Here is a 25,344-nt window from a genome sequence, read left to right as displayed (position 1 = left end):
ACGGGCACAGGCTCAACGGACCGACTGCCGGAATGCGCTGATCGCGGTGCGCACCTCCTGAGCCTGGTACCACTCCGCGCCATACTCGCCAGCGGGGGTACGCCAGGACCGCACCAGACTCTCTGCGGTGTCCGCTACCGCCTCCGGTACCGCGAAGACGCGATGGAGCGGGACCAGAGGACGGCGCGGGAGGATGTCATCGCGCACGAGGCGGACCGTGGCGTAGGACCAGCCGGTGTCCTCATCCCAGTGGAACCGGACGCCTCCCGGGCCGGCGGTGCGACTGACGTCCCAGCTCAGCTCCATCGACATGACGTCGCCATGCGCGCGCCCGGCCCGATCGATACAGACCGCACCCGGCGGGATCCCCCGCCCGGTGAGCGCCTCGTCGACGGCCTGGAGGTAAGGCCAGTGCGGCAGCCCCTGGGCACAGCCCGGCCAGCCGGGCGGATCAAGCAGCATCCCTCTCACCTCCACCTGCGGGCCGGAAACCCGGTCATGAGACACGCAGGAACGTGGCGGCCGGGCCGATCGCACCGGGCCCGAACTTCGCGCGGATCCGATCGCTGACAGCCTCAGCGACCAGACGATCCTCCCGCGCCTGGTCCAGGCTGATCTGCTGGGCAACCTGGTCGGCGTCGACCAGGTCCTCGCCCTTGAGGACCAGCCCGGTCAGGCGGCCGCGCTGCAGACCCGCAGCATCGACGATGCGATACGCCAGGGTTCGCAAGTCGTCGTCATGCGCCGAAGCCTCCGGCAGACGACGCGTCTTCTCCCACGACGTCCCGCCGGCGAACCGCAGTGTCAGGGTCAGGCCGCGGGCCACCTGGCCGCGCTGGCGCAGCTGGTGGGCGAGCTGCACGACCAGGTCCAGCAGGGCCGCGCGGACCAGCGCGCCGTCCAGGGTCTGTTGGGCGAAGGCGTGGCGCACGGTCAGGGTGGCGGGCAGCGCACGTGGGGCGACGGGGCGCGGGTCGATGCCGCGGGCCCGGTCGGCGGCCATCCGCCCAGCACGCCCGCCGAGCAGGCGCTGCACAGTGCCCGGCGGGACCGCGGCAAGCAGGCCCACGCAGTGCACGCCGAACTCCCGCAGCGCCGCCGCCTGCTTCGGACCGATGCCGTGCAAGGCTTCGACGGGCAGCGGACCCAGCCAGTCGACGAAATGGTCGGGGTCGATGGCGAGGACGCCGCCGGGGGCATCGATCTGGCCGGAGGCCGTGGCCGCGACCACGATCGTCGGGCCGATCCCCACGCGCACGTCGACACCCAGACGAGAGAGGGCCCGTATCCGCAGCACCTCCCCCAAGTGCCGGGTACTGGTGCCGTGGTAGCGCAGGGCGCCCTTCAGCTGCACCAGGGCTGCGGACGGTGGCAGCGCCTGAACGACCGGGGAAAACTCCGTGAGCAGTTCCAGGACTTGCCGGAAGGCCTCTTCCGGCAGGCGGTCGGGGCAGCGCACATGCAGCACACTCGACACCCGCTGATCTCCCGACACCGCTTCCGCCGCCATGGCACCCACCTCCACTACACTCACCTTATAGAACTAGTATTCGAACACGCGAGAGATGCAGCCCCACAGTCGAAGATCCCCGGGACGGACCATGCTGGACGACCTGCCCCCTGACCTGGGACGACTGCACGCACTGAGGACCTGGCATGCCATGTGGCTGCAGCGCATCGACGACAAGATCGCCGCCCTCCAGAAACGGGAAGCCGAGCAGCAGCACGGACGGCAGACCCGGCCCACGGAGCCGGAGTGGATCGTCGAACTCGGCATCGGCGACGGACGGCCGCCCGCCGAGGTCCACATGGGCGGCTGCTACGCCGCAGGCAAACGACGGCGCCCGGTCGGCCGGGACGAGGCCCGCCGGCTCCTCGCCTCGGGAGTGCGGGCCTGCAGCCATTGCCGGCCCGACACCGCCCTGGACATCCTCGGCTTACCCACCCGACCGGCCCTCGCCGCTACGGCGCGCTGACCGGCCCGGCCCCCTCCGGCCACGTTCACCGCACCCACCCCCTCCCCCAGAACAGGCTGCCCCTGATGACCAGTAGTGCTTTCCCGCCGCCGATCAGCGAGCCGGACCCCTCCACCTTCACCTGCTCCAGCAGCCTGGTCGGACCCTGCTCCGGCTGCCAGCGCAGCACCCACAGATACGGCAGCGGAGGTCTGCCCCTGTGCCACTGGTGCATGACCACCGCCCGGGAGAACTGGGGCACCGGCGTCCGCTTCAACAACACCCGCACACAGGCGAGCTGATCAGAGGACCCGCCGCAGAACCCTCCCGAAAACCTATGCAGGGCGCCGGCGGGAAGGCAGCCAAGAGAACGAGGGCCGGGCCTTCACTGTCAGGAGTCGGTGGGCGCGGACGCGGGCAGCGCGTCCGGCACGGTGGGACACCGGCTCGATACCGCGCCTGCTCTGATCCGCTCGAACGCTTCCAGCACTCTGGAACAGCGGAGCGAAAAACCGGCTCCTGGACCTGTTACGGGTTTCGCAGGCACGGCGGCCAGCATGTGGTGGGGGTGCGGCGGGGGCGCGCGGGGCGCTGGAAACCGCTTCCGCGGCGGTCTCCCCGGTGTCGGTGCGGTGGGCAGCGAACTGCCGTTGGCCGTCCGCCGGGTTAGCTGCGGCCCCCATCCGACGGTTACGGAAATGTCCGCATACAGCAACACCAAGCAGGACACCCGCAGAGCCGGGCGGGCCAGGGCCAAGCTGTGGGTCCTCGGCACTCGCCGGGGAACGCACACCGTCCCAGGTGACCGGTCAGGGCCGGCCCTCAGGACTCGCACCGTTGGGGGACTCCATGTCATCTCGTACCACCCGCCGTATCGCCGCGGTTCTCGTGGCCGGCGCCGCGCTCGGTGCGGTTGCCCTGCCCGCCTCCGCGGACAGCGGCCCCCAGGCCAGGCGCTCCCACGTCGAGATCAGCGACGTGCAGTACGACTCCCCCGGCTACGACAACCGCTCCAACCGCTCCCTGAACAAGGAGTGGGTCGACATCACCAACACCGGCCGGCGCAGCGTCAACCTCGACGGCTGGACGCTCAAGAACAAGGACGGCCGCACCTACACCTTCAACCACTACCGCCTGCGCGGCCACGAGACCGTCCGCGTCCACACCGGCCAAGGCCGCGACCACGACGGCCACGTCTTCCAGGACCGCCGCCACTACGTGTGGGACAACCGCTCCGACACCGCCACCCTGCGCAACGACAACGGCCGCCGCATCGACGACGAGTCCTGGGGCCGCCACAACGGCGGCGGCAACCACCGCCGCTGACCCCACCGATACCGGACCGAGGCCGTGAAGGCTCCCGGCACGGCATGACCCACAACGGCGTCCCCGGGCGGCTCCACCCAACGCCCCGGGACGCCGCTCGCCTGCGCCGGGTACGCGTCCGGCCCATCTACCGATGCCCGACGTCCAGCTGCACATCCTGGACTCAGCCACCCGGCGGCACGCCGGCTGCCCGCACCTCGGCGTCTACGCGGCGGGGGTGAGTTCGGCGCGGCCGAACAGCAGGGCGTAGCCGGTGGGGAGTTGGCGCAGGATGCGGGTGGTGAGGTCGGGGCCGGCGTGGGTGGCGAGGGCGGAGAAGACAGATCCGGTGTCCCAGCGGGTGGTGGCCAGGGAGGCGCCGGTGCGGGCGGCGAGGTCCTTGACGAAGGCCCAGCCGGTGAGGGGCTGGGGGTCGGGGATCTGCGCGGTGAGGGCGCGGGCGGCCTCCAGGGGCAGACGGGCGGCGAGATCGACGCGCTCGTCGCCGGTCAGCTGACGCCCCAGCCCCGCCAGGACCAGGCGGACGGCTTCGTCGGCCCGCTCGCGTGTGGGGTAGGCGCCTTCGTAGCGGACCTTCTCCAGCATCTGCTCATACGCCGTCCCGTACGGCTGCTGGTGCTCAAGCGGTACGCGCGCGTCGGAGATCACTGCGGTGCATGCCTTTCGTGGAGTGGGGTGGTGCCCGGTTGGCACCACCCGTCATGGTCAGGTGGGCTGGGGGCGGCCGAAGAGGAGGTCGTAGCCGGCGGGAAGCTGGAGCAGGATCTGCCCCAGCAGGTCATCGTCGGCTGCGTCGGCGACGGTGGACAGCACGGCGCTGACGTCCCAGGCCGCGGTCTGCTCGGTGGCGCCCTCGATCCAGGCGGCGGCCGCCCGGACGAACCGCTGCGGGGGCAGCGGTTCGGCGCTCTGCAGCGGGTTGAGGAGGATCAGTGCGTAGCCCTCCGGCAGGCGCGCCGCGAGGTGGGCGCGGATGTCGCCGACCAGATGCGCGCCCAGGAGGGCGAGCACCACGCGGGCCGCGCGCTCGGCTTCTTCCGCAGTTCCGTATTCGCCGCGTTCCTTCACGTGCTCGAGGAACACTTCGCGCCGCAGAGTCATCTCAGCCGCCGCCTCTTCCTCTTCAGACTGCCCATGGGGTGCGGAGGGCGGAATGAGAGGGGGAGATCAGGTGCCCGTCCTCCGCACCCGTCCGGCCGGTGTCAGCCGGAGATCTCGTTGCGGCCGGAGCCGGCGCCGATGGAGATCTTGCGGGGCTTGGCGCGCTCGGCGATCGGGATGCGCAGAGTGAGCACGCCCGCGTCGTAGTCGGCCCTGATGTGCTCGGTGTCGAGGGTGTCGGCGAGCACGATCTGGCGGGAGAAGACGCCCAGCGGTCGCTCCGACAGCTCCATCTGCACGTCATCGGCCTTCGCCGCCGGCCTGCGCTCGGCCTTGACGGTGAGCATGTTCCGCTCGACGTCGATGTCGAGCGCGTCGGCGCTGACGCCGGGAAGGTCGAAGGCCACCACGTACTCGTCGCCCTCGCGGTAGGCGTCCATCGGCATCGCGGACGGGCGGGACCATGTGCCCGGGCCCATCAGCTGCTGCGCCAGCCGGTCCAGCTCACGGAAGGGATCAGTGCGCATCAACATCGCGAAAAACACCTCCAGCAGGTTCAGGCAGTTGCTGCCAATGCGCTTCACTGACACCGTTGTAACATGTCATCCAATGGATGACAAACATGGTGTCGTCCATGTGATGACAACCCGAGGGAGGTGCCCGTGACCGCATCCGGCCAACCGGCCACGACCAGCACGAACGCCCACAGCCCGGCGTCGTTCCTCGCCGCCGCAGCGGCCCTCACCGCCATAGACGATGCCCTGCACGACGCCCAGCGAGACTCTCCCGACACCCCGGATGCTCCCGGTCCCGGGCCGGAGCAGGCGCTGGCCTCCCTGATGCTGCTGCGGCAGGTTCGCGAGCAGCTCGCCGGATGGGAGACCGGCCTGATCGAAACCGCACGCGACGCGGGTGCCAGCTGGGCCGACCTCGCCCATCCCCTCGGCGTCGCCAGCCGCCAGGCAGCCGAACGCCGCTATCTGCGCGGCCGCCCCGGCCCCGCCGGAACCACCGGCGAGCAACGCGTGACGGCCACCCGCCAGGCCCGGGCCGCAGACCGCACCACCGCCACCTGGGCCCGCACCAACGCCGCCGACCTGCGTCGCCTCGCCGGACAGATCACCGCCCTCACCGACCTCCCCGCCGCTGCCCGCCGCCCGCTCACCAAGCTCCACGCGGCCCTCGCCCACGACGACCCCGCCGACCTCCTCGCCCCCCTGGCCGCCGCCCGCCCCCACCTGACCGCCGCCCACCCCGCCCTCGCCGCCCGGCTCGACACCCTCACACCCCCTGAACCACCTGAACCTTCTCCTTGATCGTGGGCACCTGGAGACTTCCGCTTACGGATCAGAGGGTTTTGTGTCCTGTGCCGTGCATGGCACCATCCGTTGGCGTGGAGTGGTCGAGTCTGGTTGGGACGGAGCTTGGGGCCGTAGTGGGGGTGGGAGCCACCCTGGTCGGCGAGCATGTGCGCTGGCGGCGCACCACCAGGGACAACAGGCAGCAGGACCGCCGGAACCTGTACGCGGACTGCCTCGTCTCCTTTCGCAGGGCGCACGAAGCCATGCGGCTGGCCGCCGACGAAGAGCATGCGAGTCCGCAGGCGAGAGCGGCCAGGATCCGGCAGGTACACCAGGCGTCGGGATGCGATGAGGCACGGGAACGGCTGATCCTCACAGCAACCAATGAGGTGGTGACGGCGATTGACGCGTCGTACACCTCGCTTCGAAAGATCCGCGAGGTACTCGCTTCCGGCGCCACCGTCCCGACACCGGACTATCAAGCAGCCAGACAGGCACACAGAGACGCGACCGAAGCGGCTCGCAACGTCCTCCGCCGCGATCTGAACTCCCTGGACATCTGACCTGCTGTGTCCCTACGGCCCAGGCACGGGCATTATTTTGGGTGTTCCTGTCGGCTGGGTGGTATCCGGGCGGGGGCGTGCCCTAGCCGGACCAGATGACGGGCCGCCCCGCCCGCCAGAAGAAGAACCTGACCACTCTGCCCACAATCCCACCCTCGCAGACACAAGCGGCCTGATCAGGCCGGTCACATCAGACGCCCCACCGGATCCCCGCCGGGATCGTCGGCCAGCACGATCGCGGCCTTCACCCGCTCCGCCTCTGCTCCGAGCCGGTTCTCGGTCTCCTCGGCCTGAGCTGTCCGGTGCTGGGCGCGGTAGAGGGTGAGTGCCTGATGCCAGGCGGTGCGGGCTTCGGCGTACTCGCCGAGGGCGTGGTGGGCCCCTGCCAGGCCGCTGAACGTGTTCGCCATCTCGTAGGCGTCGCGGCGGTTGCGATAGGCGTCCAGGGCCTGGCGGAAGTATCCGACGGCCTCACGGTGACGGCCCGCTTGGGTGTTGATGTGGCCGAGGCTGTCCAGAACGGCTGCCTCCGCGTGCGGCCAGCCGTATGTCCGGCTGGCCGACAGGGACTTGTGGCAGCTGGCCGCGGCCTCTTCGTAGTGACCGACGCGGCCCTGACACCAGCCCAGTGTGTTGAGCGCGTTGGCCTCGCCGTGCGGGTCGCCGGCTCTCTCGTACAGTTCGAGAGACCGTTCGGCGTGCTTCAGCGCGGCCTTGGGGTCATCGGCCCGGTCCAGTGCCATGACCAGGCCCTGATGCGTATGGGCCTGGTTGAGCAGGTCACCCGTCTCCTGGGACAGGCTCAGTGCCCTGCCCAGGTGATCGAGAAGCTTCGCCCCGTCGCGATCGGCCAGCAGCATCGCGAAGGCCAGGCCACGATGGGCCAGGGCCTGGAGGGTCGGTGCCGTCGGGCCCTCCAGGGCCTGCGCGGCGGCGAGGCCGGTCTCGCTGATGCTGAGGAGTTCCTGGACATCGCCGGACCTGCGCAGGAACAGGGTGATGTCCCAGCAGAGCCGCCACACCTGGGAGTGGAGCCTCATCGAGACCGTGAGCTGAAGGGCGGCGAGTAGGCAGGACCGTTCGGCCTCGAACCACTCCCGCGCCGCGGCCGAGTCGTCCAGCCCGAGCTGGACCTGCCCACCGGACGATGGGCTCTCTTGCGCCCCTGCGGCGTCTGCCGCGCCTTTCGCTCCTTCCGCGATAGCCGAAGAAGTACCGTGGGGGGCCATCAGCGTATGAGCGCGGTCCGCTGTCCGGATGTAGAAGCCGATCAGGGCACTGAGCGCCTCGGTGAGCTGCGCCGGAGGCTGGTCCCGAGAGGCCCGCTCGGCGGCGTAGAGGCGTACGAGGTCGTGGAGGCCGTATCGCCCCGGCACATGCTGCTGGACGAGATGGGCGTCCTCCAGCGCACGCAGCAGCGCGCGGGCACGCGCCGGCGGGAGCCCGGCGAGAGAGGCCGCGGCGGGCAGGCCGATGTCCTGACCGGGCGCGAGGCCCAGCAGGCAGAGCAACCGTGCGGCGGCGCCGTCGAGGGCGTCGTACGAGGAGTCGAACGCGGCGCGCAGTGAGGTGCTCAGGTCGCCGGTGTCCAGGGCATCGAGCCGGGTCTCGTGTGGGCGGAGTTCGGCCGCCAGGGCGGCGAGCGGAAGCTGGGGGTTGCTCATGGCCCGAGCGCAGGCCACGGCGAGTGCGAGGGGCAGCCTGTCGCACTTCAATATCAGGGCTGTCGCCGCCTCGGGTTCGGCGGCCACCCTCTGCTCGCCGAGCCGGTCGGCCAGCAGCCTGTGGGCCTCGGTGGCAGTGAGAGGTTCCAGGACAACGGGGAGGGCGCCCTCGGCGACCAGTCCGCTGAGCCGGTTCCTGGAGGTGATCAGAACCGTGCAGGAAGGAGAGCCCGGCAGTAGGGGGCGGACCTGCTCGGCGTCATGGACGTTGTCGAGGAGGATGAGGATCCGTTTTCCGGCGACCAGGCTGCGGTAGAGACCGGTCTGTGCCTCGAAGTCCGTCGGGACGGCCCTCTGGTCGACGCCGAGGGCGGTCAGGAAACCGCGGATCACGGCCTGCGGAGTCAGGGGCCGGACGGCGGGGGCGAATCCGCGCAGGTTCGCGTGGAGTTGCCCGTCGGGCCAGCGGTGGAGATTGTCGTGCGCCCAGCGCAGCGCCAGTGATGTCTTTCCGACACCTCCCAGACCGCAGATCACGGTGACGGGCACCGTGTCGCTGCGCCGTATGTCCAACGCCGCCAGCTCCCGAGCCCGCCCGGTCAACGAGGATGGAGGCAGCGGGAGCTGACCGGGGCGAGCGGTCGGCGCCACGGCGGGGGCGGGTGGCTGCTGGTCGTCGGACCGGCCGGTCTTCGCGTCGAGGATGTGCAGGTGCAGCCGTTGCAGTTCGGGGCCGGGGTCCGCGCCCATGGTGTCCGCGAGGTCCCGGCGAAGGCGTTCGTACTGTTCGAGCGCGTGTGCCGAGCGGCCCTCCCGGTACAGGGTCAGCATCAGCTGCCCGACGAGGCGCTCGTTCAACGGCTTTTCTCCGACACGGGACTGCAGCTCCACGAGCAGCCGGGCCTGGCGGCCCTGCCGCAGCAGCAGATCGCCCCGCTCCAGCTCGGCCTGGAACCGTTCCTCGTCCAGACGTGCGCGGACCTCGTCGATCCACGGCGATTCCAGCGAGGCGAAGGCGTCGCCGTGCCACAGCGCGAGCGCCTCGTCCAGCAGGGCCGTGGCCCGCTCCCCGCCGTCGTCGGCCGCAGCCTCGCCGGCACGGCGCGCCCGGTCCACGAGCTCCCTGAACCGGTGCAGATCCACCGTGACGTCGGCGACGCCGCCGGCCCCCGGCCCCAGAGCGAGGACGTATCCACCGGGCCGCCGCTCGATCGCGACCCGCTCGCCGGCAGGGAGAAACGCCCTCCGCAGGCGCGAAATGTAGCTGTGCAGGATCTGCCGGGCGCCGTCGGGTGGCCGCCCACTCCATACCCGGTCCGCGAGACGGTCGGACGACACCACCCGGTCCGCGTCGATCAGGAGCCCCGCCAGTACGCACTGCCGTCTCGGCGGACCCAACTCGACCGGATTCCCGTCGATCAGTACCCGGATGTCGCCGAGTACCGAGATCTGAACCGCCATTGCGTCTCCCCCGAACCCGCCGCAACTGAGTCCGCCTGGTCATGACGGGAAGCCTGCGCAGCCCACAAGAATCCTACAAGGAGACCGCACGGGCTCTCCTGAAGCATCCATCCGGTACGTGCCTTTCCCGGTACATGCCCGTCGTTCACAGCGGCGGGCGGCCAAGTCGTCCACCCGATTCGAGGGAGACATCGTGAGATCCAGCATGCGAAGGCGCCCGTTCAACCTGCTCGCCACCGGAGCGCTGCTCGCCGGCCTGCTCGGCGGCGCCGTCACGATGGCGCCCGCCGCCTCGGCACACGGTGATTACCCGCACTGTCAGGGCAGTTGGCTGTACGAGCGGGTCGGGAACAGCGACCAGAAGGTGCGTCTGCCGGCGGAGGTCGGGTTCAGCATCGGCCTCATGTGCTACTTGACGAACGGCGACGGCACCCTCCAGTACCCCCTGGGCGGTGTCAAGACCCTGCAGAACGCGCTGAACCGGTGCTACTCGGCGGACCTCTCCGTGGACGGTGCCTTCGGCGACAAGACGGAGGCCGCGCTGCGCCGGGCGCAGACCTCGGCGGGGGTGAAGGTCGACGGCGAGTACGGTCCCGCGACCCGTCAGTACATGAAGTGGCCGACGTACAGCGACGCCACGACGAAGGTCACCTGCCAGCAGCACGGCAACATTCGGCGTGACCTGTGACAGCGGTCCGTTCTTCCTGAGCGGGGGAAAGGAAGAGTGAGGTCCCGGGACTCGGTGAGTGCCGGGACCGAACCGCTCAGCGCACGGCCCGCAGCCCGTCCTCGCCCCATCCCTCGGCCATGACCTCGACGCTAACGCGCGTCACCGAGTCGCAGCACCGAGCACCGCCAGTTTCCACTCCATACCCCGCCGGCCTCGTCCCCGCACCCGCCGAACCGATCGGCGCCACTCTGTCACCGGCTCCGCTTGCGCCCGCCCCGGGCCGTGGCACGCCCGCGCCTGCGGACACCACCGCGGCGAACGGCGGACATACGCCAGACCCGTGCCGCAAGGTGCCGGAGTTCCTCAAGTCCGGCCCGGTCCGGGTGCGCGGAGTCCAGCGCGGCGGCGACCGCGTCGCTGGCCTCGGGCCCCTGGGCGCGCAGTACCTCCTCGGCGCCGCCTGAGCCGCCGGCCAACTCCACGAGCTGCAGCAGGCTCTCGGCGAGCACCAGCAGATGCTCGGCGTCGGTCATGTCCTCGGGGGACAACAGTTCACGGTGCGCCAGCGCGCTCAGTGCGAGCGGTGCCAGTACGGCGTCGCCGCGCAGCGCACGCAGCAGCCGCTCACCCTCGCCGTCGGGCAACGCCACCGCCAGCACGTCCAGCATCGCCTGGGCACGCGTTCGGAACGCCGTACCCGCCATGGTCCGTAAGGCGTCGGTCAGTTGCCGCAGCGCGGCATCCCGCTCCCCCCGGGCCGAGATCCAGCCGGCCAGTTCCGTACGGGCGGCATCCGGGTCGTAGTCTTCGGCCAGCACCCCCAGCAAGCCGGCCGCCGGTGCCTGGACCAGCTCACCGACCAGCGGTGCGTCCCGGCCGGCCGCCAGCAGCCGCTGCCGTACGGCCCGGGTGCCCAGCTCGGTGACACGGATGAGTTCGACGGGCCCGGCGGTCAGTTCCTCACGCAGGCGGCGATCACGCTCCCGCGCCGCCGCCGGATCCGCTGCCGGCCCCACGACTCCCAGCATCTCCGCGAGTTCCTGCGACATCCCCGCGCCCAGTTCGGGTCCGGAATCTTCGAGATCGGAGAGATCGGCCTCCAGGAACACCGGATCGGCCATCCCCTGCTCACGCTCGACCGCGCCCAGGTCCACCAGCGCGTCGAGTACCAAGCGCAGGTCCCGGTCGGCGTGCTCGAACCACATCCGGTGCTGCAGGTCCGGGCCGGCGTCCAGTTGGAAGCGGGCCCGGTAGCCCAGGTGCACGGAGTCACGCAGCCGCGGCCAGGGCATCGGGTACGGCAGGCTGTAGAGCGTGTTCAGCACGTCCTCCAACATCTCGTCGTAGATGTCGAAGAGCATCGACTCGACATGCCAGCCGCTGCGCGCCCCGATCAGGGCCTGCCGCAGTTCGAAGAGAGCGTCGAAGGCGCGCAACCAGAGCTGAAGCGGGTCGGCCAGCACCGGCCGGGCCTTGGCCACCGCGTACAACCGGCCCTTGGCCACCCGGACCAGCCGCGCCTTCGTCGCCCACTCCACCAGCAGTGCCAGCTGCGGCAGCTCGGCCGAAGAGCGCACCCCCTCGGTCCTGTCGCCGGTGCCCAGCACGTCCACCAACTCGCGGGCGTCGGCCATCCGCAGCCGCCCCGTGGCTGTCACCACCCGCCCCTCGCGCCCCACCCACTCCGCAAGACCCCGCAACTGCGCCACAATCGTCGACACCTCGGCCCGTCGTCGCAGTTCACCGTCCGAAGGCAGCACCACAGGCAGCTGCGGCTCGGCCCGGGCCCCGTCGGCCAACAGGCGGCCGTTCAACCGCCGATCCATGATCGCGTCAAGGGCCCGCTGGTCGTAGGAGACGTCCCCGCACTGAGCACGCTCCGCGAACCGCTGAAGCGCCGCCCCGTCCATGACGTCCACGCCCTGCTCGGCAGCGGTCACCGCCCAGAACTTCGCCAAGCCCCAGCGGGTACGGTCCGCCATCGCCGCCGGATACCGCTCCGTGGCCGCGTCCACCGCGCCGAGGGAGTCATCGAGCGCGGGCCCGCGCGGGTCCGCCAACCGCACGGCGTGCAGAAAGCGCAGGAGGGTGCGCAACGTGCCCGGACCGTCTCCGCACTCCTCTCCGGGAAGCTCGGTGACCTGCTGGGGAAGCCAGGACAGCAGCAACTCCTCCACATGCCGCGGCTCCCACAACCCGAGCCGACCGTCGGCGGTCGCCCGGTGCCGGTAGTCCAACGCCGCCTCCACCAGGAACTCGTCCACCGGTAGACCCTGTTCCCCGGCCCACCGGACCAACCGGTCGATCAACAGCCCGCATGCCGCCTCGAACTCCTCCTCAGCCCCGGCTTCGTACCGCATCCGCATGAAATCCGCCCCGCCTGTCCGCAGCTTTACTCGCCTCGCCACGCTACCGCCGAGCCGCGACGCACCGCCCTCGGCCGAGGCTCGGCGGCATGCCGCCGGCAGGCCCCGGTGGCTGCCCGCGCTCACCCTGACCGTCCCGCGACGGATCGCTCATCGTCGAACGAGCCCCGCGGCACAGGACCGCATGAGAACGGCAGGCCGTCCCGGCCGAGTTGGATCGGCGCCGTTCCTGCGTGCTCCCCTGTGCGGCAGCCTCGGCGAACTCCTCATGCGGGTCCGTCAGCCGGTGCGGCAAACCGGTCACCCCAGCTGCAGATCAAGAGTCACTCTCCGTGGTACAGGCGGGGCAGGTCGATCAGTTGAATCGTGGGGTCGTTCTTTGCCAGCTGATTCAGTTCATCGGTGAAGCCGGTGCCGCTGAAGCAGTAAGATGTCATCTCATTTGGCGAGTCTGCGGTAGCAGATCAGGGTGCAGGCGATGCTGGTGAAGGCGAGGAAGTGGTCGGCTTTGCGTTCGTAGCGGCGGTGCAGGCGTCGGCATCCGGCGAGCCAGGACATCGTGCGCTCCACGGTCCAGCGGTGGGCGCCCAGGCGGGCCGAGGACTCGATACCTCTGCGGGCGATGCGGTGCCGGATTCCTCGGCTGGATAACCATCGTCGCAGGTGGTTGTAGTCGTAGCCCTTGTCGGCGTGGAGCTTGTGGGGCCTGCGTCGCCGGGGTCCCCGGCGGGAGCGGATCAGCGGTATGCCCTTCACCAGCGGGATCAGTGCCTGGCTGTCGTGCGTGTTGGCGCCCGAGATGCCGATGGACAGGGGCAGTCCGGTCCGCTCCGTGATCAAGTGGATCTTTGACCCGTACTTGCCCCGGTCTACAGGATTCGGGCCTGTCAGCTCCCCCTTTTCAAGGCCCGCATGTTGACCGAGTCGATCGCGCACCGCGACCAGTACAGCTCACCACGGGAGCCGAGTTCGTCGAGGACCAGGCGGTGGAGCTTGGCCCACACCCGGGCTTTGGTCCACTCGGTGAAACGCCGGTGGGCCGTCGCGCCGGACGGGCCGAACGAGGCGGTCGGCACCTGCTGCCACGTGCAGCCCGAGGTCGCCACGAAGACGATCGCGGCCAGCACTTCACGGTCGCCGTGCCGACGCCGGCCACCACCCTGAGGCCGCGACGGCGCCTCGGGCACCACCTGCTGGAACAGCTCCCACAACTCGTCCGGCACCAGCCGCTCAACGATCTTTGACACGCCACAAGTCTAGTCACCCAAATGAGATGACGTCTAAGGCGTTAACCACAAGCCGTCATGGGGCTGTTGGGAACAACAGGCACTGTTGGGGAACACATGAAAGCTCGTGTGTCTGGCAACGCCGCACACTCGGTGCCGTGGCCGCACGGGCCGGGGTTTCCACGGCCACGGTGTCGAACGCCCTCAACGGCACCGGCCGGCTGTCCGAGCCGACCAGGCAGCGCGTGCTCTCCGCGGCACGCGAACTCGATTACGCCCCCGCCAGCACGGCCCGTGCCCTGGCTCGCGGCGGCACCGGAGTGCTCGGTCTGACCATGACGGCATACGGCGACCTTCCCGTCCCGTACACCGAGATCCCGTACTACGCACAGCTGGCGCTGGGCGCCATCTCCGCAGCGCGTGAGCGCGGTTACCTGCTCATGGTGATGCCGAGTTCGTTGTCACCGTGGATGTGGCTCAACACACCGATGGACGGCGTCATCCACGTCGATCCGCGCGCCGACGACCCGGTGCGTTCCCTCCTGCGGGAGCGTGGCGTCCCCATGGCCTGCGACGGCCGGCCGCCCCAGCCGCACTGGGGCGACGTGTGGGTAGACACCGACAACGACGCGGGCCTGCGTCTCCTGCTCGACCACCTCACGGAGGCCGGCGCCCGGCGGATCGCGCTCTCCCAGCCGCTGCACGACAACGAGTACCCGCACCTGATCGGACGCGCCTACGCCTCCTGGTGCGCCGAGCACGACTTGCCCACACTCGTCGAGGAGTACGCCTCGCTGCCCGACTACTTCACTGCTGAACGGGACGCGGTCAGCCGGCTACTCAACCGCGATCCACGACCGGACGCCGTCATCGGCATCTACTCCGACTCCGGTCACAACATCCTCGCCGCCGCCCGGCACCACGGGCTTCGAGTGGCGCAGGATCTACTGGTGGCGTGCATCAGTGAGGATCCGGATTACGCGGCGACCACCCCGCCCGTCACCACGCTCAGCCTCCGCCCGGACCGGGTGAGCGACGAAGCGGTCGACCTGCTGATCGCTCTCATCAACGCCCGCACCTGTGTGGACCGGCATCGGCTCGTGCAGCCGGTCCTGGCCCCTCGCCGGTCCACACGAGGCCCCGTACGGCGAGGGAACGGCACACTCTGACCGCACGAGGCCACGGACCGCATCGTCGGCGTGGGGTCAGTTCGTCACGAGGAAGGTGGCGTCGCCGCGCCCTGTCGCCGTGGTGATCGGGTCGAGACGGAGCTGGTACCCGTAGTGGCGCATGTACCGGTCGGGGTGGTTGTACGACTGGAACGACGACCAGCTTGCGTCGGCGAGCCCGGCGACCTTGCGGAAGGTGGCGTCCGCGGCGAACTGGGTGGTGCCGTCGTTGTAGACGAGCTGGAAGTCGTATCCGGCGTGCCGCAGGAAGTAGCCGGGAAAGTTCACCGACTCGAAGGAGACGGTACCGGAGCCCGCCAGACCGGTCCTCAGCCGGAACTGGGAGTCGGCGGCGGGGCTGACGTTGGAGTCGATGCGCACGTCCATGTTGGCGTGCCGGACGTACCGGTCCTGGAAGTTGTACGACTGGAGCCGGTTGACCGTGGTGTTGGGCCAGCGGGCCTGTACGCGGCTCTCCTCGGCGGCCGTCAGGTTCAGGATCGAGCCGTGGCGCTTCTTGGTGCCGCCCAGGTTGTAGCTGCCCGACGCCGGGAGCTTGTAGGTGCCGGAGGCGGACGGGTTGGTCGTCGTGACCGGCATGTAACCGCGTCCCGAGGCGTACTGGTCGAGGTAGAGGGTCCACTCGTTGCGGTCTCTGAACTTCATCCACATCGGACCCTCGACCTGGGAGCCGGTCAGGCCGATGCCGGAGAGGTTGCCGAGGTTGGTCCAGGTGCCGAGGATCGAGTTGCTGCCTTCGAGGGTGATCTGGCCGTCACCGGAGGCCCGTACGTAGCGGTAGTCGCCGACGCCACTCGGCATCTCGACGATCTGGGTGTCGATGATTTCCTGGGTGCCGGGGCGCTCGATGTAGACCTGCGGGGTGGTGATGGAGCGGAAGTCGCTGGTGCGGGCGTAGTAAATGCGGTGCTTCGTTGCGCCGTTGAGGGGCTTGTTCGTCGCCCAGTACAGGATGTAGTCGTTGGTGGCCGGGTTCCAGATCGCCTCCGGCGCCCACGCGTTGCGCCCGTCGGGAATCGCTCCGGCGACGTTGAGCAGCCGCGGCTGCGACCAGTTGACCAGGTCCGTCGACTCCCACACCACGAGGTTGCGGCTGCCGTCGTTGATGGACTGACTCCACGTCTGCCCGCAGTCGATGCACAGATCGGTCGCGATGATCCAGTACTTGCTGCCGTCGGGAGAGCGGACCAGTGCGGGGTCGCGCACTCCACGCGTGCCCACCGTGGAACGCAGGGCCATCCCGCCGCCGTTGAGGTCACTCCAGTGCAGGCCGTCCGCGCTGTGCGAGAAGTAGATCTGCTGACCGGTCGCCCCTTCCCCGATGAAGTGCGCCATCAGATAGCCCGGATCGGCGGCGGCAGCCCGCTGCGGTGTGGTCAGGGCTTGGCCTGTGAAGAGCAGGCACACGGCGAGCAATATCGCCGACAGCCGGGCACGGAGCGCGGACATGTCTATCTCCTATCGTTCTGCGAATGCCACCATCGGGCGAAAAGAGCGAAGCAGGGTCAACCGGGGGGGCTCAGTCCCAGCGTTGGCGGGACAGGGTCGACTACCGCACGACGCGGAAGCGGGGTCGGATCCGCGCAACGGCATGTCTCTCGCCGGCACGGTTGGTCAATCCAAGAGCGGGTGAGGGCGGAAGTCGTCCGGTGGATCGAACGACGTTCGCGATGTCGGGCAGACGTTAAATGTGAGCAGCGGGATGCGTCAATACCTTCGACATCCGTAGTCCGTGGGACCTGAAAAGACTGGTCACGGGCGGCTGCGGGTGCGGGGTGACAAGGCGTACACCACCGGGGTGAACTCCTCTGCCTTACGCGGACGTTGGACCCGGGAACGCTGAACAACCGGGCGGAGAACAGCCACCAGCCAACGAGGCAGCGCGAACGGACGATGAAAGGCTTCCGTTCCGTGGGCGGAGCACAGCGGTTTCTGTCCGCATTCAGCGGCATCACGCCCCACTTCCGACCCCGCCGACATCTGATCCCCGCACACGACTACCGAGCCGAAATGACCGTCCGCTTCACAATCTGGGATCAGATCACCGAAGTCGCCAGCCTGCCCACCGCGCCGTGAGCACACAGCCGGAACCCGACTCCACAACGCCCCGGCACACCGTCAGACACCCCCACACCCAACAACGTGACAACGCCCGAAGACCGTCTACACCAGCGTCCACTGCTCATCGGTCAGGTCCGATGGATACCCCCCAGCACCGCTCACGACAGGCTCAACGATCACTGCCACCACGGGACATGGCAGATCTCAAACGCGGTCTGACACTCTGACCGGATGACAGAGAGCGACCGGGAGCGCACGGTAGAGAGCTGGATCTGGAACGAGAACGTCCAGCCCTTCTTGGCCCTCTTGGCGCGTTACGCCGGCTGTGACTTCGATGGCACTGACTGGCAGGCGGTCGAACTCGGCCTTGAGGCCACCGATGATGGGCACCCGGTCCGCTGGTACAGCTATCCGCTCGTCGGATCGGACCATCACATTGAAGTGCACCTTGCCAAGGCCGTGAGTGGTGATGAGGTTTCTGTCCGCGTGGCGGGAACTTCCAACCCTGAGCTGCTGCTGAGGGCGGACACCCTGATAGCGGCCTTTGCCACCAGACTCGTCCCTTGAGGCGAGCGTGAGTCGCAGCCCTCATGACTGGGTGAGAATCCGGGCACGGAGGAGTTCGAATGAGGCTGGGCCGTACATAGCTCGCTTCAGTGTTCTCACCCGGTTTACGTGGCGACTTCGACGACTCCGGAGCTCCAGGGCAGGGTCAGGCCGACGGTCACCGTGTCGAGGTCCTGGCGGAGGAAGCCCCACCCTGGCTCGCCGGTTCACCACCCTGGTCGGCCGCCCTCCGATGGCGTACCTCACCTGGTGGCGCGTGATTCTTGCCGCCACCCTGCTCCGCGACACCAAGGAAACCCTGGCCACCATCGCCGGACGAGTCGGCTACGGCGGCCCCTACGCACTCTCCCACGCCTTCGAGAGGGAGTTCGGCACTACACCGGGGCGGTATCGAGCGCAGGCCACGGGGCGATCCGCTCTTGCCACGAACCCTCAACCAACGTCAAAACAAGCCGGCATCGAAGACTCGGTCAGGCGACGACTCCCACAGTCGTCGTGAACCGGCACCTGCAATCGGGGTGGTGCACGAGTCGGCCCTGTCGAAGCGTCTTCGACAGGTCAATGAACGCGTGCCGACTGGCTATCTCGGGTCTGCTAATCGGGTCTCGAGGTAAGCGTGTTCTTTATGGTCTGAGTCGGTTTCGTTCGGTGATGCTCTCGGGTCGTTTCACGGTCTTGCCCACGTCGTAGCGGGTGGCGGACCGCCAGTTCTTCGAACCAAGTGGCCTGCCTGGTCCGGGTGTTGAGGGTTTCGGTGCACGGGCCGGACAGTACGGATGCTGTCGCGTAACGGCTGCTCACTGACCGTCGAGTAGTATTTGACGTTCGATTCCGGTCTTCTGCGCCGCCTCGGAGCCTACCTTTGTGGGGCGGAACATTCTCTCGTGCAACCGTGACCGTGTTCTTGAGATGCCGCAGGATGTGCGGGAGCGGCCGACGCCCGACCACCTGTGCTGGAAGGTGCTCGACGTTATTGATCAACTTGATCTGACGGCGTTCGTCCACAGCTACCGTGATGACCGTCAGGGGCGGGCGGCCTATCCTCCCCAGACTCTGATCGCGTTGCTTCTGTACTGCTACGGCAAGGGAATCCGGTCCTCTCGCAAGATTGAGCAGGCGTGCTTCGATGACGTGGGCTGCCGGATCATTGCCGCGAACCGAAGAGGCGACCATTCCACGCTCGCTCGGTTCATCAGACGTCACCGGGCGGCCTTGAAACTACTGTTTGTGCAGGTCCTGGCGGTGTGCGGTCGCCAACAGGGCCTGCTGAACCTTGCGGCTGTTGCGGTGGACGGATCTCCCATGGATGCGAACGCTGTCGGCGACGGCTCAATTCCCTGCTTTCTGGCTGATTCTGTCGCCGTAATTCCCCGCCCTGGTGACGCCGGTTCCCCAGGGCGACGCCCGTCATGGGTGGGGATGTCCGTCGTGGTCTCGGGTTGATGATCTTTCCCCGTGTCGGGTGGTTTGTTCGACCGATAGATCCTTCTTGCGAATCGATGGAGATCCCCTGGGGCATGCCCGTGCCGGGTTGAGGGTCCGGGCCTACTCGGAGTCGCTGGTGTCCCTTGACCAGCGGACCGGGAGGGTCGACGGGCGATCCGGATGGCAAGGAGAACATTCAGCGTGACGGACATCGTGGAGATCTACGTCCACTGGTACGCGGGCCGCTCGAAGACGCAGTTGTCGGCGTCGCTCGGGCTGGACCGGAAGACAATCAGGAAGTATCTGGCGCCGGCCGAGGCGGCCGGGATCACCCCGGGCGGACCGCCGATGAGCGAGACCGACTGGGCGAAACTGATCAAGAGCTGGTTCCCCGATCAGGCCAACAGGCGGCTGAATCAGCTGACTTGGCCGGAGATCGAGCGACACCGCGACTACGTGGTGGAGATGTTGAACACCTGCACGGTGACCACGATCCATCAGCGGCTGCGCGACGAGCGAAAGCTGCAGGCGGGGCTGACCTCGTTCCGCCGGTGGGTGCACGAGAATCTGCCCGACGAGGCGGCCCGGTCCAAGGTCACCGTGCTGCGGGAGAACGTCGAGCCGGGCTCGGAAGCACAGATCGACTACGGCTTCCTGGGGCAGTGGATCAATCCCAACACCGGGAAACGGCACCGGATTTGGGCGTTCGTGATGGTGCTGCCCGCCTCGCGGCACATGTTCGTACGCCCGGTGGCGCACATGGATCAGCACGCCTGGACCCAAGCGCACGTGGAAGCGTTCCGGTTCTTCGGCGGGGTGCCGCGCCGACTGGTGCCGGACAACCTCAAGACGGGGGTCGACAAGCCGGACCTCTACGATCCGAAAATCAACAGGTCGTATGCCGAACTCGCCACCTACTACGGGGCGTTGGTGGATCCGGCCCGGGCGTTGAAGCCCAAGGACAAGCCCAGGGTGGAGCGGCCCATGCCCTACGTCCGCGACTCCTACTGGCGCGGGCGGACGTTCACCTCGGTGGACCATATGCAGGCCGAGGCCCTGCTCTGGTCCCGGAATGTCGCAGGTCAGCGGCAGTGTCGCCCGTTGGGCGGTGCCGCTCCGCTGTCTGTGTTCGAGACGATCGAGGCGTCGGCCCTGCTGCCGCTGCCCGAGGCGCCGTTCGTGCTGGCCAGATGGTCGAAGGCGACGGTCGGCCCGGACATCCACGTCAAGGTCGGCCGGACCCTCTACTCGGTGCCCTGGAAACTCATCGGCCGTCGCGTCGATGTCCGCTCCACCGCCACTATGGTGCAGGTCTTCCACGAGGGCGAACTGGTCAAGACACATGCCGCACTTGAGCAGGGCAAACGCACCGACAAGAACGACTACCCGCCCGAGAAGATTGCCTTCCAGATGCGCACGCCGATCTGGTGCCGCGGCCAAGCCTCGCAGGTCGGGGACGCCTGCCGGCAGGTGATCGACCAGCTCCTGGAGGTCAATGCCCTCTATCGGCTCCGGGCCGCCCAGGGGGTGCTCGGCCTGCGCAAGAAGTACGGCGACACCAGGCTCGAGGCCGCCTGCGCGAAGGCGATCGCGGTCGGCGACCCGTCCTATCGGACCGTCAAGGGCATCCTGGTCGCCGGCACCGAGACCGACCCGGAACCCGAGACCGGCGACGCCGGCGCATCGGCCTTTCTGCACGGCCCCGAGGGTCTGTTCGCCGACGCCGTCATCCCCACCCAGATCTCCGGCACCGTCGGCGACGACCAGGGGAACGGTGACGCTGAGGAGGCCGCCCGGTGAGCGTGATGACCACCGCCCTGCGCGACTCGCTCAAGATCTTGCGGCTGTCCGGCATGCTCGAAACCCTCGACGCCCGGCTCACGCAGGCCCAGGGCGGCGAGCTTGGCCACCTCGACTTTCTGCAGGTTCTTTGCCAGGACGAGATCACTCGCCGCGAGTCCGTCGCCCTCGAACGGCGCCTGCGCAAAGCCCGGTTCGAGCAGCAAGTCACCCTGGAGGGCTTCGACTTCAACGCTTCCCCGAAACTGCCCGCCGCCCAGATCCGCGACCTCGCGGCCCTGCGCTGGCTCCACTCCGGCGAGTCCGTCATTTTGTTCGGACCCGTCGGCGTCGGGAAAACACACGTCGCGCAGGCCCTCGGCCACCAGGCCGTCCGCCAGGGCGCCAACGTCCGCTTCTCGAAGACCAGCCGCGTCCTTTCCGAACTCGCCGGCGGCCACGCGGACCGCACCTGGGACCGGCGCATGCGCGACCTCATCCGACCAGACGTGCTCATCCTCGACGACTTCGCCATGCGCCAGATGAACGCCTCCCAGGCCGACGACCTCTACGAGTTGGTCTCCGAGCGGCAAGGGCGTTCCCTGATCATCACGAGCAACCGGGCACCCAGCGACTGGTATCCGCTCTTCCCGAATCCCGTCGTCGCCGAGTCGCTCCTCGATCGGCTGATCAACGCCAGCCACCAGGTCATCATGAACGGCCCCAGCTACCGTCCCAACAAGCGACCGAAGGGGCCCTCCGGCTCCAGCAAGCCCCCGGCCAGCTGACATCGACTCACGCCCCAGGGGGTGGGGAATTGCCCCGACAGACCCCCTGGGGAATATCGCCGACGTTCACAAACGCCTCACGCGACTCCAACCAGCGCCTGCAGCGGCTTGAGAGCGTCACCTCGGAATGCGAAGCCGAGATCGACTCGATGGCGAACGACGCACTGGAACTCACCAAGTCGCTGCCACGTTCCGGTTCGGCGAGGAGCCCGCACCGGCCCGCGTCCGGTACGAGGAACGTGCCTTCGAACCGCGAGGTGGGCAGCCCTCTGGGTCTGCTCTCACCGCTCACGGAGCGCATCTTCGGTCCTCTGGGCACCGCTTCCCAGGCCGACCGGTTCATCATCCTGGCCACCCACCCCGAGCTGCGGGCCGAGGAGGACCGACTGGCCGCGTCAGGCGAACGATGAACGAATCAGGGCGACTTCCCAACAGCCCTGTTTCAAACGGCTTCCGGAGTCGCGGTCACGTCCGTCGAGGCGGCTTGTGAGCACGTGGTGATCGCGCGGGAGTTCGCGGCGGCGCTGGCCGAAGCCCGCGGTGCGGACGATCCGCCACCGGACAACAGGGATCGGACCGCGGCCGTGGCTGCCGGCACGATCATGTCCGAGTCACAGCCGGGCCTTGAGCCGACCGTCCTCGCCCCGGACTAGGATTCGAATGAACGCGACCGATGATCGGAGATGGGGGTGTCGTGCGGGCCGGGATCACGATCTTGCCGGAGTACCACTGGGCCGAGGCGAAACCACGGTGGCAGGCGGCAGAAGCGTATGGCTTCGCCCACGCTTGGACGTTTGACCACCTGGGCTGGGGTCCGCTCGTCGACCACACCTGGTTCGGCGCCGTGCCGACGTTGAGCGCGGCGGCGGCGGTGACCTCTCGGATCGAGTTGGGCTTCATGGTCGCGTCGCCGAACTTCCGCCACCCGCTGTCGTTCGCCAGGGACGTGCTCGCGGTGGACGACCTGTCCGACGGCCGCTGCACGGTCGGCATCGGCGCGGGCGGGGTCAACGGCTACGACGTGGAGGTGTTCGGCGACACCACGAAGGCCACCAGCCCGTTCCGCCGGTACCGGGAGTTCGTCGAGTTGCTGGACGCCCTGCTGACCAACGACCGGGTCGACTACTCCGGCGAGTACTACACGGCCGTGGACGCACGGAACGCGCCGGGTTGCGTGCAACGACCGCGCACTCCGTTCGTGCTGGCGGCCAACGGGCCGAAGGCTCTGGCCCTGGCCGCGAAGCACGGCGAGGGGTGGGTCACCCTGGGCACCCACCACGACTCGTTGGACGGCTGGTGGCGCTCGCTGGCCGAGGTGACGGCCCGGTTTGACGAGGCATTGGACGCCGAATCCCGCGACCCCGCCACGGTCCGCCGGTTCCTGCAGACCGACGCAGCGCCGGTCTTCTCGCTGTCGAGCGTCGAGTGCTACCGCGACTTCCTCGGTCGGGCGGGCGAGCTCGGCTTCACCGACGTACTGGCGCCGTGGCCGAGGGAGTCGGGCCCCTTCGCGGGTGACGAGGCGATCCTCGACACCGTGGCATCGGACGTGCTGCCGTCCCTGACCTGACCTCGGCTCAGATGCCTTGCAGGTGTCGACGATCGTGGGGAGACCGGAGGGGATCGAGGCCATCCTGGCTGCGAAGTTGCAGGTGTTGTTGCCGCATCTGGACGAGCGTCAGCGTCGGTTGGCGGTAGGGACGGAAGCGCGGTCGTCGGGGCATGGTCGGATCAGGCTCGTCGCGGCCGCGGCCGGGATCCGGGAGGGCACGGATTCGCGTGGAGCGACTGAACTGGAGTCTGGCCAGGCTCCGTTGGGGGCGGATCAGCCCTCCTGGTGGAGGCCGGACGAAGGCGACCGAGCTGGATGCTGGGCTGAGGCCGGCGCTGCTGGCGTTGGTCGAGCCCAACTGGCGCCTCCACCCGCCAGGTTCGCAGTGGTGGCCGGGCTCGCGGCCCGGCCACCACATACACCGGGCACCTGCCTTCCGACCGTGACTCCCGCCCGAGGCGCACACCGGCAACGCGGTGACATGCGCGGTGCCTTACTCGGCACTCGGCCTCACTGCGTTCGGCTTCGCGCGACGGCAGGGATGCCGGCTGACGCCATCTGGGGCTGATGGGCGGATCGGTCGTCTGGCAGTGAGAAGACGGCCTGAAGTCACGGGGGCTGGTGCGGACGCCAGGTGGCAGGCGGGCCGGAGTCCTTCTCGGCAAGGGACCGCGACATGGCCTGCGGGGTTCGCTCCCATGGGTGCCATCCGGACCGACCGGCCGGGTCCGGGCCTCGCCCTACCCAGGACGAGACGGTCACAACGGTGGGACCGTGCCGGGCCCCCGACCCCGGCACGGTCGACATCAGCCGGTCAGCAGCCGTCGGTCCAGGAGTGCGAGGCGATGTTGTTGTTGACCGACGTGTTCTTCCCCTCCCACCACCACGGGCCGTTGTTGAAGATGTAGTCCCCTCCCGTCAGGTCCTGCCACGCGTCACCATGACCGAGGCAGGCGTACACCCCGCTCTGGTCCTGGTTGTAGTACAGGTCGACATCGTCGTAACCGCCCGCGAATCCGCGGTTCTCCAGCGACGAGGCGACATTGCGCATCGGCTGGCAGTTGCCCGTCACACCGTCGTCGCCGTAGTCCCAGTCACGCTTGTTGCCCTCCCAGGAACAGTGGGCGCCCTGCTGGTAGGGGTCCGCCCACGCGTGCAGCCTGCCGTCCTCGGCGGCGGCCGCCGCGCGCGGCGCGGCGGCCGGTCCGTCCGCGGCCTGCGCGGCGGCGACCGGGCCGACTGTCGCGAAGAGCATCGCGGCACCGGTGGCGAGCAGAGTCAGTTTCTTCATTTCCTCATACCTCTCAGATGGGGAGTCAGCCGGCCTTGACGATGTCCCGGGCACGGTTCAGCGCCCCGGACTCCAGCGTCTTCCTGTTGATGAACTCGGTGGAATGGTCGGACTCGGTCTTCGCCCGTTCGGCGCGCGTGAGCGTGCGGGCGGTCTTTGCGAGACCCGAGGGGCCGGCGCACTGGGCCTCCGCCCTCGCGGTCGCGATCTCGGTGGCGCGGGACTCGCCGGATCCGGTCGCGCCCGCCGGCCGCACGAACCGCTGACGTGCCTCCATGGGAGAGCTGTACGAGTGGCCCTTGGCCCGCATGCAGGTCGACCACCGTGAGACAGCCGCCGTGAAGCGCTCGTTCCGTGCGGCCGCAGACGGTACGGACCGCTCGAGAGCGTCCGTCACCTTCCATGCGCTGTACCACTTGCGCAGGTCCGAGTAGAGGGACCGTTGCGCCTCGGACTCGCAGCCCTGATCGCTGTGCCGGACCGTGCCCATGCCGGGAACCCGCGCTTCCAGACCCGTCGGTTTCGGGCCGTTCAGCGCGTCCACGGCGGCGTCCCTGCGCTCCGCGGAGAGGCTCCGGAAGTAGAGCTGGTTCGGGTTCTTCGCGGCGAGGGTGTCCCGTTTCCGCTGGATGTCGCTGCCGTAGCCGTGCTCGGCGGCCCAGCCCTCGTCGTCGACAACGTGCGGGAAGAGGCGGTTGACCCCGTCCGGCAGGTCTTCGACGACGTGGAAGGAGAATCCCCGCTCCTCCATGCAGTTCCGCGTCAGGAGCGCCTCGGCCTTGGCCAGGGTCTGCCGTTCCGCGGGCGTGAGTGCGCGGGCGGCGACGGTCGGCTCGGGGACGGGGGTCCTGGGAGACGGGGGTGGTGGTGCGGCCGTACAGGCCGACAGCGCCGGGGCTGCCAGACAAAGCAGCAGTGCTGCCACGGCCTTGCCCCGCCCTGGACAGGACCCGGTGTATCCGGCCATGTTCGTCCCTCTTCCCCCGAAACGCTGCGACACCTCGAACGTTAGGAGGACCGGCTCGCCCGCGGTCCTGACATCTGTCAGGGCCGCGGGC

Annotated in this window: 24 protein-coding genes and 5 pseudogenes; 17 read left to right on the top strand and 12 right to left on the bottom strand. The window is 68.9% G+C overall.

Translation table 11 applies throughout. The features are described 5' to 3' along the window. Positions 1-12 precede the first annotated feature (12 nt). Both OG718_RS52250 and OG718_RS52245 read right to left on the bottom strand, forming a co-directional pair. On the bottom strand, positions 13-462 hold the full coding sequence (locus tag OG718_RS52250) for a DUF6292 family protein (protein ID WP_143644539.1): 450 nt from the start codon (positions 460-462) through the stop codon (positions 13-15). A gap of 34 nt (positions 463-496) precedes the next feature. Then, positions 497-1,510 carry a DNA polymerase Y family protein gene (locus OG718_RS52245; protein WP_328842965.1) on the bottom strand — a complete coding sequence of 338 codons (1,014 nt, stop codon included), beginning with the start codon at positions 1,508-1,510 and terminating at the stop codon, positions 497-499. Between the two features lie 91 nt (positions 1,511-1,601). Here OG718_RS52245 and OG718_RS52240 point away from each other — a divergent pair, with 91 nt between their 5' ends. From OG718_RS52240 to OG718_RS52230, 3 genes are all read left to right on the top strand, one after another. Beyond that, entirely contained in the window at positions 1,602-1,976 is a 375-nt protein-coding gene (locus OG718_RS52240) for a DUF6233 domain-containing protein (protein ID WP_328847646.1), read from the top strand. Positions 1,977-2,041: 65 nt separating this feature from the next. Next, entirely contained in the window at positions 2,042-2,257 is a 216-nt protein-coding gene (locus OG718_RS52235; protein WP_328847645.1) for a hypothetical protein, read from the top strand. Positions 2,258-2,804: 547 nt separating this feature from the next. Beyond that, positions 2,805-3,281, top strand: coding sequence for a lamin tail domain-containing protein (locus tag OG718_RS52230; RefSeq protein ID WP_143644546.1), 477 nt, complete (start codon positions 2,805-2,807; stop codon positions 3,279-3,281). A 204-nt stretch (positions 3,282-3,485) separates the two neighbouring features. Here the strand turns inward: OG718_RS52230 and OG718_RS52225 are convergent, their stop codons facing one another. The 3 genes from OG718_RS52225 to OG718_RS52215 form a co-directional block, all read right to left on the bottom strand. Next, positions 3,486-3,929, bottom strand: a complete 444-nt coding sequence (locus tag OG718_RS52225; RefSeq protein WP_328847644.1) for a DUF2267 domain-containing protein — start codon at positions 3,927-3,929, stop codon at positions 3,486-3,488. 57 nt (positions 3,930-3,986) lie between these two features. Continuing rightward, positions 3,987-4,382, bottom strand: coding sequence for a DUF2267 domain-containing protein (locus OG718_RS52220; RefSeq protein WP_328847643.1), 396 nt, complete (start codon positions 4,380-4,382; stop codon positions 3,987-3,989). Between the two features lie 101 nt (positions 4,383-4,483). Beyond that, positions 4,484-4,915: an Hsp20/alpha crystallin family protein gene (locus tag OG718_RS52215; RefSeq protein WP_328847996.1), complete on the bottom strand. Its 432-nt coding sequence runs from the start codon at positions 4,913-4,915 to the stop codon at positions 4,484-4,486. 129 nt (positions 4,916-5,044) lie between these two features. On the opposite strand from OG718_RS52215, the gene OG718_RS52210 reads away from it, so the two are divergent. Both OG718_RS52210 and OG718_RS52205 read left to right on the top strand, forming a co-directional pair. Further along, complete coding sequence (locus OG718_RS52210; protein ID WP_328847642.1) at positions 5,045-5,698, top strand: type III effector protein; 654 nt, start codon at positions 5,045-5,047, stop codon at positions 5,696-5,698. Between the two features lie 125 nt (positions 5,699-5,823). After that, positions 5,824-6,246: a hypothetical protein gene (locus tag OG718_RS52205; RefSeq protein ID WP_328847641.1), complete on the top strand. Its 423-nt coding sequence runs from the start codon at positions 5,824-5,826 to the stop codon at positions 6,244-6,246. 185 nt (positions 6,247-6,431) lie between these two features. Here the strand turns inward: OG718_RS52205 and OG718_RS52200 are convergent, their stop codons facing one another. After that, positions 6,432-9,371: an AfsR/SARP family transcriptional regulator gene (locus OG718_RS52200; RefSeq protein ID WP_328847640.1), complete on the bottom strand. Its 2,940-nt coding sequence runs from the start codon at positions 9,369-9,371 to the stop codon at positions 6,432-6,434. A 193-nt stretch (positions 9,372-9,564) separates the two neighbouring features. Here OG718_RS52200 and OG718_RS52195 point away from each other — a divergent pair, with 193 nt between their 5' ends. Further along, positions 9,565-10,059, top strand: coding sequence for a peptidoglycan-binding domain-containing protein (locus OG718_RS52195; RefSeq protein ID WP_328847639.1), 495 nt, complete (start codon positions 9,565-9,567; stop codon positions 10,057-10,059). Between the two features lie 233 nt (positions 10,060-10,292). Here OG718_RS52195 and OG718_RS52190 read toward each other — a convergent pair whose 3' ends face one another. Beyond that, on the bottom strand, positions 10,293-12,401 hold the full coding sequence (locus OG718_RS52190) for a hypothetical protein (RefSeq protein WP_328847638.1): 2,109 nt from the start codon (positions 12,399-12,401) through the stop codon (positions 10,293-10,295). Positions 12,402-12,845: 444 nt separating this feature from the next. Next, a protein-coding gene (locus OG718_RS52185; protein WP_443055389.1) for an IS5 family transposase occupies positions 12,846-13,645 on the bottom strand; the annotation gives its coding sequence in 2 pieces (ribosomal slippage) (positions 12,846-13,307 and positions 13,310-13,645; 798 coding nt in all). A 146-nt stretch (positions 13,646-13,791) separates the two neighbouring features. Between OG718_RS52185 and OG718_RS52180 the strand changes: the two genes are divergently transcribed. Then, positions 13,792-14,802, top strand: a complete 1,011-nt coding sequence (locus OG718_RS52180; protein ID WP_328847637.1) for a LacI family DNA-binding transcriptional regulator — start codon at positions 13,792-13,794, stop codon at positions 14,800-14,802. A 36-nt stretch (positions 14,803-14,838) separates the two neighbouring features. Here OG718_RS52180 and OG718_RS52175 read toward each other — a convergent pair whose 3' ends face one another. Then, complete coding sequence (locus OG718_RS52175; RefSeq protein ID WP_328847636.1) at positions 14,839-16,272, bottom strand: glycoside hydrolase family 43 protein; 1,434 nt, start codon at positions 16,270-16,272, stop codon at positions 14,839-14,841. A 390-nt stretch (positions 16,273-16,662) separates the two neighbouring features. Here OG718_RS52175 and OG718_RS52170 point away from each other — a divergent pair. The 3 genes and pseudogenes from OG718_RS52170 to OG718_RS52160 all read left to right on the top strand — a co-directional run. Continuing rightward, positions 16,663-16,899 (top strand): annotated as a pseudogene (locus OG718_RS52170) (IS6 family transposase); the annotation flags it as partial. A 216-nt stretch (positions 16,900-17,115) separates the two neighbouring features. Beyond that, on the top strand, positions 17,116-17,451 hold the full coding sequence (locus OG718_RS52165; protein ID WP_328847635.1) for a hypothetical protein: 336 nt from the start codon (positions 17,116-17,118) through the stop codon (positions 17,449-17,451). Positions 17,452-17,626: 175 nt separating this feature from the next. Then, positions 17,627-17,950 (top strand): annotated as a pseudogene (locus tag OG718_RS52160) (helix-turn-helix domain-containing protein); the annotation flags it as partial. A 124-nt stretch (positions 17,951-18,074) separates the two neighbouring features. Here OG718_RS52160 and OG718_RS52155 read toward each other — a convergent pair. Beyond that, positions 18,075-18,236: pseudogene (locus OG718_RS52155) on the bottom strand (NF041680 family putative transposase); the annotation flags it as partial. Positions 18,237-18,360: 124 nt separating this feature from the next. Here OG718_RS52155 and OG718_RS52150 point away from each other — a divergent pair. The 7 genes and pseudogenes from OG718_RS52150 to OG718_RS52120 all read left to right on the top strand — a co-directional run. Beyond that, positions 18,361-18,894 carry a transposase gene (locus tag OG718_RS52150; protein ID WP_328847634.1) on the top strand — a complete coding sequence of 178 codons (534 nt, stop codon included), beginning with the start codon at positions 18,361-18,363 and terminating at the stop codon, positions 18,892-18,894. Positions 18,895-19,077: 183 nt separating this feature from the next. Then, positions 19,078-20,676 (top strand): IS21 family transposase, encoded by a 1,599-nt coding sequence (gene istA, locus OG718_RS52145; protein WP_328843034.1) that lies wholly within the window; start codon positions 19,078-19,080, stop codon positions 20,674-20,676. Beyond that, positions 20,673-21,443 (top strand): IS21-like element helper ATPase IstB, encoded by a 771-nt coding sequence (gene istB, locus OG718_RS52140; RefSeq protein ID WP_266817962.1) that lies wholly within the window; start codon positions 20,673-20,675, stop codon positions 21,441-21,443. Before istA ends, istB begins: the two co-directional genes overlap by 4 nt. Before the next feature lie 251 nt (positions 21,444-21,694). After that, positions 21,695-21,841 (top strand): annotated as a pseudogene (locus OG718_RS52135) (MerR family transcriptional regulator); the annotation flags it as partial. A gap of 96 nt (positions 21,842-21,937) precedes the next feature. Beyond that, complete coding sequence (locus OG718_RS52130; RefSeq protein WP_328847633.1) at positions 21,938-22,096, top strand: hypothetical protein; 159 nt, start codon at positions 21,938-21,940, stop codon at positions 22,094-22,096. A gap of 20 nt (positions 22,097-22,116) precedes the next feature. Beyond that, the gene (locus tag OG718_RS52125) at positions 22,117-23,013 is read left to right on the top strand and encodes an LLM class flavin-dependent oxidoreductase (protein WP_328847632.1); all 897 of its coding nucleotides are present in this window, start codon (positions 22,117-22,119) and stop codon (positions 23,011-23,013) included. Between the two features lie 34 nt (positions 23,014-23,047). Further along, positions 23,048-23,408, top strand: a pseudogene (locus tag OG718_RS52120) (ISAzo13 family transposase); the annotation flags it as partial. 401 nt (positions 23,409-23,809) lie between these two features. Here the strand turns inward: OG718_RS52120 and OG718_RS52115 are convergent. Together OG718_RS52115 and OG718_RS52110 are read right to left on the bottom strand one after the other, a co-directional pair. Beyond that, complete coding sequence (locus tag OG718_RS52115) at positions 23,810-24,286, bottom strand: hypothetical protein (RefSeq protein WP_143643236.1); 477 nt, start codon at positions 24,284-24,286, stop codon at positions 23,810-23,812. A 25-nt stretch (positions 24,287-24,311) separates the two neighbouring features. Then, positions 24,312-25,211 carry a hypothetical protein gene (locus OG718_RS52110; protein WP_328847631.1) on the bottom strand — a complete coding sequence of 300 codons (900 nt, stop codon included), beginning with the start codon at positions 25,209-25,211 and terminating at the stop codon, positions 24,312-24,314. Positions 25,212-25,344: the final 133 nt, after the last annotated feature.

It is taken from the genome of Streptomyces sp. NBC_00258 (assembly GCF_036182465.1).
In the GTDB taxonomy this organism is placed as follows: Bacteria; Actinomycetota; Actinomycetes; order Streptomycetales; family Streptomycetaceae; genus Streptomyces.
Note: the sequence above shows the minus strand (reverse complement) of the source record. Positions and strands in the feature narration are given on the sequence as shown.

Coding starts and splice junctions, on each gene's coding strand:
- OG718_RS52250 (WP_143644539.1), bottom strand. CDS start 462: ATGCTGCTTGATCCGCCCGGCTGGCCGGGCTGTGCCCAGGGGCTGCCG.
- OG718_RS52245 (WP_328842965.1), bottom strand. CDS start 1,510: ATGGCGGCGGAAGCGGTGTCGGGAGATCAGCGGGTGTCGAGTGTGCTG.
- OG718_RS52240 (WP_328847646.1), top strand. CDS start 1,602: ATGCTGGACGACCTGCCCCCTGACCTGGGACGACTGCACGCACTGAGG.
- OG718_RS52235 (WP_328847645.1), top strand. CDS start 2,042: ATGACCAGTAGTGCTTTCCCGCCGCCGATCAGCGAGCCGGACCCCTCC.
- OG718_RS52230 (WP_143644546.1), top strand. CDS start 2,805: ATGTCATCTCGTACCACCCGCCGTATCGCCGCGGTTCTCGTGGCCGGC.
- OG718_RS52220 (WP_328847643.1), bottom strand. CDS start 4,382: ATGACTCTGCGGCGCGAAGTGTTCCTCGAGCACGTGAAGGAACGCGGC.
- OG718_RS52215 (WP_328847996.1), bottom strand. CDS start 4,915: ATGTTGATGCGCACTGATCCCTTCCGTGAGCTGGACCGGCTGGCGCAG.
- OG718_RS52200 (WP_328847640.1), bottom strand. CDS start 9,371: ATGGCGGTTCAGATCTCGGTACTCGGCGACATCCGGGTACTGATCGAC.
- OG718_RS52190 (WP_328847638.1), bottom strand. CDS start 12,401: ATGCGGTACGAAGCCGGGGCTGAGGAGGAGTTCGAGGCGGCATGCGGG.
- OG718_RS52175 (WP_328847636.1), bottom strand. CDS start 16,272: ATGTCCGCGCTCCGTGCCCGGCTGTCGGCGATATTGCTCGCCGTGTGC.
- OG718_RS52165 (WP_328847635.1), top strand. CDS start 17,116: ATGACAGAGAGCGACCGGGAGCGCACGGTAGAGAGCTGGATCTGGAAC.
- OG718_RS52150 (WP_328847634.1), top strand. CDS start 18,361: ATGCCGCAGGATGTGCGGGAGCGGCCGACGCCCGACCACCTGTGCTGG.
- OG718_RS52125 (WP_328847632.1), top strand. CDS start 22,117: ATGATCGGAGATGGGGGTGTCGTGCGGGCCGGGATCACGATCTTGCCG.
- OG718_RS52115 (WP_143643236.1), bottom strand. CDS start 24,286: ATGAAGAAACTGACTCTGCTCGCCACCGGTGCCGCGATGCTCTTCGCG.